This window comes from Bradyrhizobium ivorense (assembly GCF_900696085.1).
GTDB lineage: Bacteria > Pseudomonadota > Alphaproteobacteria > Rhizobiales > Xanthobacteraceae > Bradyrhizobium > Bradyrhizobium ivorense.
This window is the reverse complement of the sequence record NZ_CAADFC020000042.1, coordinates 17,182-31,757: the sequence shown is the minus strand read 5'-3', so window position 1 is coordinate 31,757 and position 14,576 is coordinate 17,182. Positions and strand designations below refer to the sequence as shown.

Below are 14,576 nucleotides of genomic sequence, written 5' to 3'. Positions count from 1 at the left end.
TTCAGCAGAGCCCGCCGATCCAAAGGTTCCAAGAACGCAGGTCACATTGAGCGCAATAGCTAGAGCTGTGCTGCTCTCGACCGCCAAGCGAACGAAAGCCTGTTATTGCGCTTGAAGACTTACGCGAGAGAACTGGGCCTGTCTCGACAGGCGGAATGATTTGGTCGCCGGCGCGATCCGCTGGCGGTTGGGGAACGCGTCTTTGCTGAACGCGACTTTGCTGAAACGAGATGGTCGGCAACATCGAAGCCACTTTCGACGGTAGTGCGATTCCGCGCGCTTGAATGCGCGCCGAATCGGAGAGGCAATGAACTGCAATAACTTCAGGGCTGGAATAAAGGCGACAAATGAGAAACGGTCAGAACAACAAGCGGATGCGCAACCGGAATAACAACAATAATAATAACAACAATAACCGGCGCGGCCAGAATCCTCTGACGCGGGTGTACGAATCGAACGGACCCGATATCAAGATCCGCGGCACGGCGTCCCACGTGGCCGAGAAATACGTGCAGCTGGCGCGCGATGCGCGCTCCTCCGGCGATCCGGTCGCGGCCGAGAATTACTACCAGCACGCCGAGCACTATTACCGGATCATCGCGGCCGCGCAGGAGCAATTCCGGCAGAACCAGCAGCAGCCGCGGCCCGATGCCGAGGCGATGCCGTCGTCCGACGACAACGACGACGACAATGACGGCTATTCGAGCTTCGGCCAGGAGCCCGGCTTCGTGCCGCAGCAGCAGCCCTATGTGCGCGAGAACGGCCAGCAGCCCTACCAGCGCGATCAGCAGCAGCCGCGTGAACACCGTGAGCGTGAGCGCGAGCATCGTCAGCAGCCGCAATATCAGCCGCAGCCGCAGCCGGCGAACCAGCCGCAGCCCGTGCTGGCCGATAGCGGCGTGGATCGCCTGCCCTCCTTCATCACCGGCGGCCCGCAGCCGCAGGTCAACGGCAGCTATGAGGGCAATGGCGGCGGTGAACGCAGCGAGCGCGGCGAGCGCTTTCCGCGCCGGCGCCGCCGTCCGCACGGCCCGCGTCCCGACGCCGCCGCGCAGCCCGCGCCGAGCGAGGACTTCAATCCGGGCAACGAGTAAGGCTGCCGATCATTGATCGGTTAGCGCTGCAAATCCTGCAATTCGAAATGCCCGGGCCTGGCCCGGGCATTTGCGTATTGGAGGCATGCAAACAGCATCAGCGCTCGGTATGCGCCGCCTTGCGCGTCGCCGTCGACGACGGCACCAGCACCGGCTGCAGCGATGGAATCAGCCGGGCGCGCTCGCGGTTGGCGGGGATGGCGCGGTAGACCTGCTTGCTCGCCTCGACGATATGCACGCCGGCGAACGGCATCGACAGCGCGGCGCCGACGCGCTCCCACGCCACCGCCGAGCGCAGGAACCAGGAGCCCTGCACCGGCGGCATGAACAGCGCCTCGCCCCATGCGGTCGGCGTGAACCAGGTCTGCCGCAACAGCTGCGTGATCTGCGCGCGCGAATAGGGCCGGCCATGGCCAAACGGCGTGGTGTCGGTGCGCGTCCATACGCCGCGGCGGTTCGGGATCACCGCGATCAGCCGCCCCGAGGGCGCCAGCACGCGCCAGACCTCGCGCAGCAACCGCTCCGGATCGTCCGACATCTCCAGCGCATGCACCAGCAGCACGCGGTCGACCGCGGCATCCGGCAACGGCATCGAGAACTCGTCGATCAAGGTGGCCAGCGCCGGCCGCCCGGTCGGCCATTTCAGCACGCCCTGGGCCGCCGGCATGAAGGCGATGCAGCGCTCGCAGCTCTCGCGGAACAGGCCGAGATAGGGTGTCGGGTAGCCGAGGCCGAGCACCCGCTGGCCCTCCGCATTGGGCCAGCGCTCACGGATACCGCGGTTGATCAGCTGCCGCGCCACGATGCCGAGGCGCTGCGAATAGAAATCCCGGAGATCAATGACGTCCATGGTTTCAGCCTAACATGCCGCTCGCGGCCCGGGGGCGCGCAAAATTGCGTTGCCGCCGGAGCGTTAACGCCATATTTCACCCCTATATTTGGCGTGTTAGCGCCCTCGCACCAGCAATTCGTGGAGATAACATGGCCGCCGAGATTCGCACCTTCACCTGCCTCACCGACAATTTCGGCTACCTGATCCACGACCCCGCGACGAAAGCGACGGCGTCGATCGATGCGCCGGAGGCCGCCCCGATCATCAAGGCGCTGGAGCGCGAAGGCTGGACGCTGACCGACATCCTGATCACGCATCACCACGGCGACCATGTCGGCGGCGTCGCGGAGCTGAAGCAGAAATACGGCTGCCGCGTCGTCGCTCCGCACGACAAGTCGGCCAAGATCGCCAATGTCGATCTGCGCGCCGTCAATGCCGACGTCATCAAGGTCGGCAGCCTGCTCGCGCGCGTCGTCGAGACGCCCGGCCATACGCTGGACCATATCTCCTACGTGTTCGACAGCGAGAAGGCGGTGTTCGCCGCCGACACGCTGTTCTCGATCGGATGCGGCCGGGTGTTCGAGGGCAATTATCCGATGATGTGGGACTCGCTGCTGAAGCTGCGCGCGCTGCCGGACGACTTTCGGCTCTACTGCGGCCATGAATACACCGCCGCCAACGTCAAATTCGCCCTCACCATCGAGGCCGATAATCCCGACTTGCAGGCGCGCGCCGCGGAGGTGGCAAAGCTCCGCGCCGAGAACGAGCCGACCATCCCGGTGCTGCTCGGCGACGAGAAGAAGGCCAACGTGTTCCTGCGCGCCGACGAGCCTGCGGTCGCGGCCAAGCTGCACATGAAGGGCGCCGATCCGGCCCAGGTGTTCGGCGAGCTGCGCGAGCGCAAGAACAAGTCGTGATGTCCGTGCTGTCAGCTGCCGAGATCATCGCCCGGCTCGACCTGCAGCCGCATCCCGAGGGCGGGCATTTTCGCGAGACGTTTCGCGACGCGAGCTGCGACATCAGCGGACGCAGCCGCTCCACCGCGATCTACTTTTTGCTGGCGCGCGGCGAGCGTTCGCACTGGCACCGCATCGACGCTGTGGAGACGTGGCACTATTACGCCGGCGCGCCGCTGCGCTTGCAGATCGCGCAGGAGGGCGGAAGCCGGCACACGGTGACGCTCGGGCCGGATGTCGCAGGCGGCGAACGGCCGCAAGCGATCGTGCCGGCAGGTGCCTGGCAGGCCGCGGAGAGTGCCGGAGAGTGGACGCTGGTCGGCTGCACGGTCGCGCCGGCATTCGAGTTCGCAAAATTCGAGCTGGCGCCGAAAGGCTGGGAGCCGGCTTCGTAGGATGGGTAGAGCGTAGCGAACCCATCCTAGGCTCTCTTTCGCAGCACCATGTCCTTGGCCGCGATGAGCCCGCCGCCGGCGATCAGGATCGCGGCGATCGCGATGTTGGCGCTGGCTTGCGCGAAGCCGGCGAGGATCAGGAAGGCTGTGGAGAGCAGCGGCGTGGCGTAGGAGGCGGCGCCGAGCACGCGGATGTCGCCGCGCTTCATGCCGATGTCCCAGGCGAAGAACGCCGCGCCGACCGGGCCGATACCGAGCCCGATCACGGCGAGCCATTGCAGCGGGCTCGCGGGCCAGACCGTGGTCTCGACCATGCCGTGCACGAGGGCGGCAAGCACGGCGGTGGCAAGGCAAAAGCCCGCCACCGCATCTGTCGGCACTGCCTTGAGCCGGCGCGACATCACGGAGTAGGACGCCCAGACAAAGGCCGCGACGAAGGCGGCCGCGAAGCCCGGGATCTGCTCCTTCGAGAAATTGCCGGTGTTGCCGGCGAACAGCAGCACCGTGCCGACCAGCCCCAATACCGCGCCGACGACGTGATGGACGGCGAGCCGCTCGCCCGGCAGCAGCGATGAGAACAGCACGATCAACAGCGGCCAGAGATAGTTGAGCAGGCCTGCTTCCGCCGGCGGCGCGAAGCGCAGCGCCAGGAAATACAGCGCGTGATAGCCGAACAATCCGCCGACGCCGACCACCCAGGCTACGAGCGGCTGCTTCAAGGCGCCGAACGCGGCGGGACGGAACAGGAAGCTGATGAATGCAACCACAGCGCCGATCGCAAACGTCATGGCGGCGAGCTGGAACGCTGGAATCTTGCCGGTCGCAACCGTCATCACCGACAGCAGCGACCACATCAGGATGGCGGTCAGTCCGACAAGGGTGGCAGTACGGGTCGTCATCACGGCCCCCTTGTACAGACGAAAATGCCCGGCACAAGGCCGGGCATCTCGTCGTGATCGATATCGCGTGCGGCGCGACGCCGCTCAGGCGTGATACTGGCCGCCGTTGATGGTCAGCGTCGAGCCGGTGATGAAGCCGGCATCGTCGGCGGCGAGGAACACGACCGCGCGCGCGATCTCCTCGGGCTCGCCGAGCCGGTTGACCGGGATCTGCGGGATCACGTTCTTCTCCAGCACGTCCTTCGGCACCGCCTGCACCATCTCGGTGTTGATGTAGCCGGGTGCGATCACGTTGACGGTGATGCCGCCCTTGGCGTTCTCCAGCGCCAGCGCCTTGGTGAAGCCGATGTCGCCGGCCTTCGCCGCCGAATAGTTGACCTGGCCGAACTGTCCCTTCTGGCCGTTGATCGAGGAGATCGAGATGATGCGGCCGAACTTGCGGGCGCGCATGCCTTCGATCACCTGGCGCGTCATGTTGAACAGCGAGCCGAGGTTGGTGTTGATCACCTCATTCCACTGCTGCAGCGTCATCTTGTGGAAGGCGGTGTCGCGGGTGATGCCGGCGTTGTTGACCAGAATGTCGACCGGGCCGAGCTCGGCCTCGACCTTCTTGACGCCCTCCGCGCAGGCGTCGAACGAGGCGACATCCCATTTGTAGACGGGGATGCCGGTTTCCGCCTTGAACTTCTCCGCAGCCGCATCATTGCCGGCGTAGCTCGCCGCGACCTTGTAGCCGGCCGCCTTCAATCCCTTGCTGATCGCCGCTCCGATGCCCCGCGTACCGCCCGTCACCAATGCAACACGTGCCATGTCCGTCTCCTCCTTGGCCGTCTTTTATGACCGGAATTGCCCCCGGCCGTCGCACTCACTCACTCAAAAACCCTCGAAACAAAAATGCCCGGCGCGAGGCCGGGCATCTTATTTATCAGCTCGCGCCTTGGTTGACAGATGATCTTTTCATCAGCCTAACCCGCCTGGCTGCCTTTTGTTCAGTCGCGTGCAACGCACATAGCGATGCCCATGCCGCCGCCGATGCACAGCGTCGCGAGGCCCTTCTTGGCATCGCGCTTCTGCATTTCGTGCAGCAGCGTCACCAGCACGCGCGCGCCCGACGCACCAACCGGATGGCCGATCGCGATCGCGCCGCCATTGACGTTGACCTTGGCCGGGTCCCAGCCGAGGTCCTTGTTGACCGCGCAGGCCTGCGCCGCGAACGCCTCGTTGGCCTCGATCAGATCGAGGTCGGCGATGTTCCAGCCGGCCTTCTTCAGCGCGGTGCGCGAGGCGGGGATCGGGCCGGTGCCCATGATCTTGGGGTCGACGCCGGCCTGGCCCCACGAGACGATGCGGGCGATCGGCGTCTTGCCCTGCCGGGCGGCTTCCTTGGCGGTCATCAGCACCACGGCGGCGGCGCCGTCATTGATGCCCGAGGCGTTGCCGGCGGTGACCGTGCCGTCCTTCTCGAACGCCGGCTTCAGCTTGCCCATCGCGTCGAGCGTGGCGCCATGGCGCGGATATTCGTCGGCATCGACCACGATGTCGCCCTTGCGGGTCTTGATGGTGACCGGGACGATCTCGTCCTTGAACCGGCCGGCCTTCTGCGCCGCCTCGGCCTTGTTCTGCGAGGCGACCGCGAACTCGTCCTGCTGCGAGCGCGTGATCTGGTACTGCTTGGCGACGTTCTCCGCGGTGTTGCCCATGTGGTAGCCGTTGAAGGCGTCCCACAGGCCGTCCTTGATCATGGTGTCGACCAGCTCGAGGCCGCCCATCTTGACGCCGCCGCGCAGGTATTGCGCGTGCGGGGCCATGCTCATCGATTCCTGGCCGCCGGCGACCACGATCGAGGAATCGCCGTTGAGCAGCGCTTGGTAGCCCAGCGCCACCGTGCGCAGGCCGGAGCCGCAGAGCTGGTTGACGCCCCAAGCCGGGCTTTCCACCGGGATGCCAGCCCCGATCGAGGCCTGGCGGGCCGGATTCTGGCCCTGCGCCGCGGTGAGGATCTGCCCCATGATGACTTCGGAGACCTGGCCGGGTTCGACGCCGGCGCGCTCCAGCGCCGCCTTGATGGCGATGGCGCCGAGGTCATGGGCCGGGGTGGTGGCGAACGCGCCGTTGAAGCTGCCGACCGGGGTGCGGGCGGCGCTGACGATGACGACATCGTCTGACATGGACATCTCCTTTGGTTATCGGGCTTAGGTTTTCTCGACGGCGGGCGGCCGGTTGGCGGGCCTGTCTCTTGATTCCATCCTGTTAACCTAGGCAGCGTGTGTCAATTGGCCAGTGGCCGATTTCGCGCCGCGCCGCACGCGAAATAGCGCCCTTGGCAGTTTCCTGAGCAATCCCTATGCTTTGAGATTAACCGTGCCGCACAAAACGGTAGCCGAACCGCTTTGAAAATGCTTACCTTTGCTGCGATGCGTTGCATTTAGCCCTGCGGCGATGCTGCTGGGTTCCAGGTCCTACGGTGTTGGAAGTGTGAGCCCATGGCAAAATCTGAACAACCGACGACGATCAAGAAGTACGCGAACCGGCGGCTCTATAATACCGGTACGAGCACCTATGTGACGCTCGAGGACCTCGCGGCAATGGTGAAGGAGGGCGAGGACTTCCTCGTCTATGACGCCAAGACCGGCGACGACATCACCCGCTCAGTGCTCGCGCAAATCATCTTCGAGCAGGAGAACAAGGCCGGGCAGAACCTGCTGCCGACCACTTTCCTGCGCCAGCTGATCCGCTTCTACGGCGACAGCATGCAGATGGTGGTGCCGAAATATCTCGAGCAGTCGCTGGAGACGCTGACCAAGGAGCAGGAGAAGTTCCGCAAGCAGATCGCCGGCGCCCTGAGCGGAACGCCGTTTGCGCCGCTGGAGGAGCAGGTCCGCCGCAACATGGAGCTGTTCCAGCAGACCTTCTCGATGTTCAAGCCGTTCGTGCCGCAGCGTGGCAACGCCGAGGCCGAGAAGGCGCCGGAGCCCGCGCCGGACGCCGACAACATCGACGATCTCCGCCGCCAGATGAAGGACATGCAGGATCGCCTCGAGCGCATGTCGCAGCCGGCGAAGAAGGACGAGTAGGTCTCGTCGCGCTACGTCCCCATCGTCCCGGCCTGCGCCGGGACGACACCATCTCGATTGGCCAACGTTGAATTTCGTGCCGCGGTCAGGCGCCGGCCGCCTGGCCGAACATGGTCTTGCGGACGATCGCGTGCACGCCCCAATTGCCGTCGGCAACCTGGGTGACGCCGAAATCGACGCCGAGCGAGATCAGCGCCAGCGCCTCGTCCTCGCTGAGGCGGTAGCACTCCATCAGGAATTTGCGCGTCGCCCGGAACGCATTGCGCAGTGCGAGGTCGACCGAGGAACGCTGGTAGATTTCCGACTGCGCGTTGCGGCCGAGCTCGCGCAGATAGTTGCCGTAGCTGAAGCCATGCAGGATCCACTCCTCGGCCGTTTCCAGCAGCGGGTGCCCGAGTCCCTCCAGATGCGGCTTGGTCGCTTGCCCGCTCTTGTGCAGGATCAGGCGGAACTGGCCGGTGAGCGAGAGCTCCAGCGCCGTGCCGTTGATCTCACCGTCGCCCTGCGCGAAATGCGGATCGCCAATCGAGAACAGCGCGCCGGGTACGGCGACCGGCAGATAGAGCGTGGTGCCTTTGGTGGCGCGCCAATTATCGACATTGCCGCCGAAATAGCCGGGCGGAATCGAATCGACGAGTTCGGACTCGCGCGGTGCGACCGCCATGAAGCCGAAATGCAGCCGCGCCGGAACACGGACGCCGGCGAGCACACCCACCCGCTTCTCGATCGTTGCGTGATCGACCGGCACGCCGGGATAATCCATCGTGTCGTGGCGCACGCCGAACGGATCGGTCTGCGGCGTCCAGCGGTAGGAGTAGAGCGCGTGCGCCGTCTCGGCGCGCGCATCGGTCTCGAAGATCGTGATGGTCTCGCGCTTGCCCGGCGGATCGATCAGGTCGTTGTACTGAAAGCCCCACCAGGCCGCAGCGTTGCTGCCGAACGACTTGCCGGCGAACGCCGGGTTGGCGCAGGGCCGCGGCCAGATGTCGGTGATTTGCACCTCGAGCACGTCGCCCGGCTCCGCGCCGCGAACATGGATCGGGCCGGTGCAGATATGCACGCCGAACCCCTCCCCCGCACCGCGGCCGAAGATCGAACCGTCCATCGGCCCGGCGCCGCGCCGCTCGACCGACTTTCGCTCGGCGGTCCAGTGAAACACGCTCTCGGCGCCCGGATCGCCCTTGATCATGCGCTCGTAATCGTCGAAGGCGTGCTGGGTCAGCGTCTCGATCGTCACCAGCGCACCTGATTCCACGCACATGACCGGCGGGATGGTGCGGCTGAGATAACCCCAATGCGTGGTGTCCCTCGACACCTTGAGATGATGGTGTGACGACACCCGCACGTCCGGCGGCGCTGCAGGAGGCTCGGCGGGTGCGATGGGCTCCTGGCGCGCAATCTCTTGCGGCGCCGCGCCGGGCGCGAGCCGCAGCACCGTCGCGGTGCCGCGCATCAGCCGCGGCCGGCCTCGCGTCCGCGCCGTCTCCTGATCACGCGGCACCGCCTTGCGGAATTGGCGCGGCGAGGTGCCGTAGGTGGCGCTGAACATGCGGCTGAAATGCGCCTGGTCGGAAAACCCCCACCGGTAGCTGATCGCCGCGATGCGCTGGTCGGCATAGTTGGGATCGATCAGATCGTTGCAGCAGCGCTCCAGGCGCCGCTCGCGCAGATAGGCCGAGAACGTCGTGTTCTGGCGTTCGAACAGCCGCTGCAGATAGCGCTGCGACAGGCCCTCCTGGCGGGCAATGTCCGCAATCGTCAGGCCGGGATTGCCGAGCTGCGCCTCAATCGCGGCATCGACGCGCCGCAGATGCCCGGCCTGGACCTGGGTCATGGTTTCGGCATCGAGCCGGGTCTCGCCAAGCAGCGCGCCGGCGACGAGTTCGGTGACCGCGACTTCGGCCGTCGCGAGATCGGCCTTGTCGAGGATGGCGAAATTGCCGCCAAGGGTTCGCATGACAGGACGCACGGCCGCGGCAGCAATGGTCGCCCCGAGCACGATCGGCAGACGCAGGCGATTGTGCCCGAGGCGGCCGAGCAGCCGCTCGCGCGGCAATTCGAGCAGCAGGATTTCGAAATCTTCGCGCAAGGTCATGCGCCAGGCCGACTGCAGATCGCACACCGAGACGTCGTTGTCGGCGAACTCGCAGCTGCGCTGGCCGGATGCGATGCTGCCGCGACCGTATCCATGGAAGATGATGGCGACCCGGGCCGGCGCCGCGGCCGACGCCGCATGACCGCTGCAGACGATTTGCTGCTCGCTGGAACGCAGCAGCACGAGCTGCGCGCCGCTGGTCGAGCGTTTTGACGTCAGCTCGCCGAACTGGAACGGTCCGCTTTCCGGCAATTGACAGTCGAGCAGCAAGCCGCCGAGCGCCTCGCGCCAGACCTCCCGCTGGTTCTGCCGCGGGATCGCATCGATCGAAACCCGATAGGAGCTGGCGACCATCACTCCCTCCAGGCCGCCGCATTGCGGCCCCTCAATCACGTAGCCGTGAAAGCAGCGTGCACCGATTGTGATGAGGCGGCAAGCATGTTGCGACGGCACGCCCTGCCCAGCCTGCGGGCAAGGCGGGTGTCGCGCGATTTGATCAGAAGCGTCCAAAATCTTGACCGTGGCGGCCGTGCTGCGCTGCGGACTTCCGCCATGACAGGCGCTTTCGCGGCCGCCACAGACGCTTTCCCGCGGCGGGTGAAGACTGCGCCGGCAAATTATTGGGCGCGCGTGGTCATGTCGGCGCGGCGCGGCGCCATGCACTCTTGGATCGCCTTTGAGCCAGGAGGAGAGCGACGATGTGCGCAGGCGACGACAAGAACTGCCCGGATTTCGAATTGCATCATCGACAGTTCAAGGAGACGCTCGACCGCGAGCGGCGCTCCTTCCTGCGGTCGAGCTTCGCGGCGGCCGGCGGCGCCGCGGCGATGACGGCCGGCGGCATCTCGCTGGTGACGCCAAAAATGGCGGCGGCTGCGGAGAAGCATCAGCCCGCCCAGCGCTCCTATCACCATCTGCCGGCGAATGCCGACACCGTGCATTGGGGCTATTTCAGCAAGACGCTGAAGCCCAGGGTCGAGATCAATTCCGGCGACTTCATTACAATCGAGGCGCTCACGCACCATGCCAATGACGATGCCGAGCGCATGGTCACGGGCGATCCCGGCGTCGAGAGCGTGTATCTCTGGACCAAGGAGAAGAAGGGCGTGAACCGGCGTGGCGCCGGTCCGATGGATGCGTCGCTGTTCGGACGCGGCCCCGGCGAAGGTCTCGGCGTGCACATCTGTACCGGCCCGGTCTATGTGCGCGGCGCCGAGGAAGGCGACGTGATCGAGCTGCGCATTATCGACGTCGCGCCGCGGCCCTGCGCCAACCCGAAATATCCGGGCAAGGCGTTCGGCAGCAACGCCGCCGCATGGTGGGGCTTCCACTACAAGGACCTGATCACCGAGCCGAAGCCGCGCGAGGTCGTCACCATCTACGAGGTCGACGCCACCGGCGAGCGCAACTGGGCGCGCGCCGTCTACAACTTCACCTGGACGCCGCAGACCGATCCGTCAGGCGTGGTGCACAAGACCATCGACTACCCGGGCGTCCCGGTCGACCATTCGACGGTCAAGGAAAACCACGGCATCCTGAAGAATGTGCGGATCCCGGTGCGGCCGCATTTCGGCGTGATCGGGCTCACGCCCAAGGAGGCCGATTTCGTCGACTCCATTCCGCCGAGCTATACCGGCGGCAACATCGACAATTGGCGCATCGGCAAGGGCGCCACGATGTACTACCCGGTCGCGGTCGAGGGCGGCCTGCTGTCGGTCGGCGATTCCCATGCCTCGCAGGGCGATTCCGAGCTGTGCGGTACCGCGATCGAATGCTCGCTCAACGGCACCTTCCAGGTGATCCTGCACAAGAAGGCGGACCTCGCCGGCACCGCGCTCGAAGCGCTCGACTACCCGATGCTGGAGACCAAGGACGAATGGCTGGTGCACGGCTTCAGCTTCGCCAACTATTTGAGCGAGCTCGGGCCCAAGGCGCAGTCGGAGATCTACAACAAGTCGTCGGTCGACCTCGCCCTGCGCGATGCGTTCCGCAAGATGCGCAAATTCCTGATGACGACGAAGAAGCTGACCGAGGATGAGGCGATCTCGCTGATCTCGCTCGGCGTCGACTTCGGCGTGACCCAGGTGGTGGACGGCAATTGGGGCGTCCATGCCGTGATCCGCAAGGACATTTTTGCCGGCGGCGAGAGTTGAAGGAAACGGCTGGAGCGCGGTGAGATCAGTCCGCCATCGCGCTTCGGGCCCGGGCACCTCACGTCACCGCATCGTCGTCCCGGCCTGCGCCGGGACGACACCGTTGGTGGCTGGCGATTGCGCGCTTATCCCGCGGCCGGCACCGTCTTCTCGGCCGACGCGCTCCATGGCCGGTCCGGCGAGGCGAGGCCGATCAGGCGGCCCTGGATGAAGTCGCAGCCCCATTCGCGCAGCATCACGGCGGCCTCTTCGTCCTGCACCCATTCGGCGACCGTCTTGATCTCGAGGCGGCGGGCGAGATCGATCAGCGTCTGTACGAAGGCGCGGTCGTCGGCCGAGCGCACGATGTTCTGCACGAAGGCGCCGTCGATCTTGACGATATCGACGCCGAGCTTGCGCAGGTTGCGGAACGAGGTGTAGCCGGCGCCGAAATCGTCGATCGCGATCCGGCTGCCGAAATTCTTCAGGCGGGTGACGAAGCCGCGGACGTCGTCGATGTCCTGGATCGCGACCGTCTCGGTGATCTCGACGATCAGCCGCTCGCCGACGCCGGGATGCGCCCGCATCAGCGATTCGATCGTGGTCCACCAATCCGGATCCATCGTGGTGTCCGGCGAGATGTTGAGGCTGAGCTGCACCTGTGGCGCGGCGGCGAGCTCGGCGATGGCCAGTTCCAGCACGCGGTGATCGACCAGCCGGATCAGGCCGAGCCGCTCGGCGACCGGCACGATGTCCGGCGCCAGCAGCGCGCGGCCGTCGTCCTGCTCCATGCGGACCAGGCACTCGTAGAACGCAGGCTGCCGCGAACGCGCCTCGACCACCGGCTCGAACCCGATCACGATGCGCCGCTCGTTCAGCGCGGTGACGATCTCGTCGGTGACGCGGATATTGACGCGGCGCTGGGCGTCGCGCTCGACATTCGGCTTCCACAGCGCGAACGATCCGGCACGGCGATGCTTGGCGGCATCCAGCGTCTCCTGGGCGCGGTTGATCGCTTCCTCGGCTGAGCGCGCATGGCGCGGGATGGTGACGGCGCCGATCGACACGCTCACCGATACCGGACCGGACTTGGTCGGCACCACCTCATCGCGCACCGCGGCGAGGAAACGCTCGGCCGCGACGTTGGTGTCGTCGACGGTGCAGTTGCGCAGGATCAGGCCGAACTTGTTGCCGGAGAAGCGGCCCAGCATGTCGCCACTGCGCAGCCGCGCGCGGATCCGCTTGGCGATTTCGGCGATGACGCCGTCGGCGACGTCGAAGCCGAACGCGTCATTGACCCGTGCCAGATGATCGAGGCCGATCAGCATGAACGCGCAAGAGGTGCGAAAGCGCGCGCACTCCTCGATCGCCTCGGCGAGCGAGGCGATCAGATGGGTGCGGTTGAGCTCGTTGGTCAGCGGATCGTGCCGCGACAGTTTCAGCAGTTGCTCGTCGCGGGCGTGGCGCTCGTTGTTGACGCGGACGATGCCTTCGGCGCGCGCCGGGCGGCCGTCGGGGCCGGCGAACCAGCAGCCGGTTTCCTCGATCCAGATCACCGGCGCCGAGGTGACGGCGCGCACGCCATACTCGATCCGGTAACCGACGCCCTCGCCGCTGCGCACCGGCGCGCCCTGGCCGAGCGCCTCGCGGCGAATGCCGCGCTGCGGTTCGATCAGCGCCGCGAGCTCGGCGCCGGAGGCCAGCGCCGCCTCGGGAATGTCGGGGAAGACCGCCGCCACGTTGTCGCTCCAGGCAATCGCATCCGTCGCAAGGTCCCAGGCGAATGTGGCCTGGCCAAGCGAGGCGAGGATGCTGGCGGCTGGCGGGACAGGGGGCATCAAGCTTGCCTCGATTCGGGACATCACCTCAGGTGATTCTACATCCTGAACATAGTGGTTCGAGCGAATCCGACGCTAGGTGAAGTTGATAAATAATCTGGAAACCACGTTTGGCGGTGTCGGGGAACGGATCGGGCAGCTCGGGCATGACCCTTGCCAGAGGAGGTTGCAGAGGGACGCAACGTCCCAAAACGTGACGGTTCAGCCAAGTCTTGTTAGTCAAGTCTTGTTAGTCAGGTCTTGCTTGCGATGCTCGATATTGATCAGTGGGAAATGCTGGACGACGACGTTGCAGGCGGTCCTGTAACGACCGGCACCGCGCTGGTGCCGCTGACCGCCACCACCCAATGGGCGCCGAAGATTCCGCTGCCCCATGCCAGCCCGTCCTTCGTCGCGCATCTGATTGCGACCGCAGCACACGAACCGCAGACCCGCGGGGCGCGGCGTGGGTCATTGGCCGACGCGCAGAGCGCCTACGGCCCGCACCTTAGCGAACGCCGCAGCGTCGCGCGGCGCACCCGGCAGATCATCTAGAACAGGATTTAGCGCTGCGGCGGGTCCGACGGCGGCTGGCCGCCCGGCTGCAGCTCCGGCGAAGCGACCGCGGGCTTGGGCGCTGCGTGATCGAGCAGCACGGATTCCGCCACCGACGTTGCGGGCGGCACCGGTGCAGCCGCCGGCGGCGGTGCAGCGGGCGCAGGCGCTGCCACGGGGGCCGGCGCAGGCTCGGGATGCGGCGGCTCGGCCGGCACCGGCTGCGCCTTGCCGGCGCGCGCGCTCGGTGCCGCCGGCGCCAGCGCGCGACGGCGCGTATGCAGCGCGATCCCGGAGATGAAGTCGACCAGCGCAAACAGCGTCAGCAGGCAGTAGGTCGAGTTGCCGAATTTCGGCCAGAGCAGGAATTCGGCCGCCGCCGCGCCGAACACGATCAGCGACAGCAGATGATCGGTGAGATATTTCGCTCCGGGGCGCGCGCCCTTGATGACCTCGAGCATCAGGAAGAACAGGCCAAGCGCCAGCAGCCCGTCGCTCAGCGTCACCGGCCAGGCCGCGCCCGACATTAAGGTCAGCGTGATCAGCGGATCCGTGAAGGAGACGCCGGGCATCAGGAAGACGATGATGTTGTAGACCGCGAGCGGAACCAGCAGCAGCGGAAAACCGACCATCGGGCTTGCGCCTTATTTCAGGGAGAACCGGCAAGGCGGCGAATGCTGTCTTGCTTCACCGCTGGGACGCGCCCGTCTTGACCGCATTTCGTTGG

At 66.0% G+C, this 14,576-nt stretch carries 13 protein-coding genes; 6 read left to right on the top strand and 7 right to left on the bottom strand.

Features of this window, described 5'->3' with window-relative positions; all coding sequences use genetic code 11:
• The first annotated feature begins 347 nt into the window (after nt 1-347).
• A complete protein-coding gene (locus CI41S_RS42450) occupies nt 348-1,094 on the top strand; it encodes a DUF4167 domain-containing protein (RefSeq protein ID WP_139481711.1) in 747 nt (248 codons plus the stop codon).
• Between the two features lie 97 nt (nt 1,095-1,191).
• On the opposite strand, the gene CI41S_RS42445 is transcribed toward CI41S_RS42450, so the two are convergent.
• Nucleotides 1,192-1,944: a class I SAM-dependent methyltransferase gene (locus tag CI41S_RS42445; protein WP_139481710.1), complete on the bottom strand. Its 753-nt coding sequence runs from the start codon at nt 1,942-1,944 to the stop codon at nt 1,192-1,194.
• A 131-nt stretch (nt 1,945-2,075) separates the two neighbouring features.
• Between CI41S_RS42445 and gloB the strand changes: the two genes are divergently transcribed.
• On the top strand, nt 2,076-2,843 hold the full coding sequence (gene gloB, locus CI41S_RS42440; RefSeq protein WP_139864884.1) for a hydroxyacylglutathione hydrolase: 768 nt from the start codon (nt 2,076-2,078) through the stop codon (nt 2,841-2,843).
• A 5-nt stretch (nt 2,844-2,848) separates the two neighbouring features.
• Nucleotides 2,849-3,277 carry a cupin domain-containing protein gene (locus tag CI41S_RS42435; RefSeq protein WP_139864919.1) on the top strand — a complete coding sequence of 143 codons (429 nt, stop codon included), beginning with the start codon at nt 2,849-2,851 and terminating at the stop codon, nt 3,275-3,277.
• 26 nt (nt 3,278-3,303) lie between these two features.
• Here CI41S_RS42435 and yddG read toward each other — a convergent pair whose 3' ends face one another.
• The 3 genes from yddG to CI41S_RS42420 form a co-directional block, all read right to left on the bottom strand.
• Nucleotides 3,304-4,176 (bottom strand): aromatic amino acid exporter YddG, encoded by an 873-nt coding sequence (gene yddG / locus CI41S_RS42430; protein WP_139481707.1) that lies wholly within the window; start codon nt 4,174-4,176, stop codon nt 3,304-3,306.
• An 84-nt stretch (nt 4,177-4,260) separates the two neighbouring features.
• Nucleotides 4,261-4,986 carry an acetoacetyl-CoA reductase gene (gene phbB, locus CI41S_RS42425; RefSeq protein WP_139481706.1) on the bottom strand — a complete coding sequence of 242 codons (726 nt, stop codon included), beginning with the start codon at nt 4,984-4,986 and terminating at the stop codon, nt 4,261-4,263.
• A gap of 179 nt (nt 4,987-5,165) precedes the next feature.
• Entirely contained in the window at nt 5,166-6,344 is a 1,179-nt protein-coding gene (locus CI41S_RS42420; RefSeq protein WP_139864883.1) for an acetyl-CoA C-acetyltransferase, read from the bottom strand.
• A gap of 315 nt (nt 6,345-6,659) precedes the next feature.
• Here CI41S_RS42420 and phaR point away from each other — a divergent pair, with 315 nt between their 5' ends.
• Nucleotides 6,660-7,250, top strand: a complete 591-nt coding sequence (gene phaR / locus CI41S_RS42415) for a polyhydroxyalkanoate synthesis repressor PhaR (protein WP_139481704.1) — start codon at nt 6,660-6,662, stop codon at nt 7,248-7,250.
• A gap of 85 nt (nt 7,251-7,335) precedes the next feature.
• Here phaR and CI41S_RS42410 read toward each other — a convergent pair whose 3' ends face one another.
• Nucleotides 7,336-9,699: an acetamidase/formamidase family protein gene (locus CI41S_RS42410; RefSeq protein WP_139864882.1), complete on the bottom strand. Its 2,364-nt coding sequence runs from the start codon at nt 9,697-9,699 to the stop codon at nt 7,336-7,338.
• A gap of 344 nt (nt 9,700-10,043) precedes the next feature.
• Between CI41S_RS42410 and CI41S_RS42405 the strand changes: the two genes are divergently transcribed.
• Nucleotides 10,044-11,498 (top strand): acetamidase/formamidase family protein, encoded by a 1,455-nt coding sequence (locus tag CI41S_RS42405; RefSeq protein WP_139864881.1) that lies wholly within the window; start codon nt 10,044-10,046, stop codon nt 11,496-11,498.
• Nucleotides 11,499-11,623: 125 nt separating this feature from the next.
• Here CI41S_RS42405 and CI41S_RS42400 read toward each other — a convergent pair whose 3' ends face one another.
• On the bottom strand, nt 11,624-13,315 hold the full coding sequence (locus CI41S_RS42400) for a putative bifunctional diguanylate cyclase/phosphodiesterase (RefSeq protein WP_244626874.1): 1,692 nt from the start codon (nt 13,313-13,315) through the stop codon (nt 11,624-11,626).
• Between the two features lie 249 nt (nt 13,316-13,564).
• Here CI41S_RS42400 and CI41S_RS42395 point away from each other — a divergent pair, with 249 nt between their 5' ends.
• On the top strand, nt 13,565-13,849 hold the full coding sequence (locus CI41S_RS42395) for a hypothetical protein (RefSeq protein ID WP_139864879.1): 285 nt from the start codon (nt 13,565-13,567) through the stop codon (nt 13,847-13,849).
• An 8-nt stretch (nt 13,850-13,857) separates the two neighbouring features.
• On the opposite strand, the gene CI41S_RS42390 is transcribed toward CI41S_RS42395, so the two are convergent.
• Nucleotides 13,858-14,481, bottom strand: coding sequence for a hypothetical protein (locus CI41S_RS42390; RefSeq protein WP_139864878.1), 624 nt, complete (start codon nt 14,479-14,481; stop codon nt 13,858-13,860).
• Nucleotides 14,482-14,576: the final 95 nt, after the last annotated feature.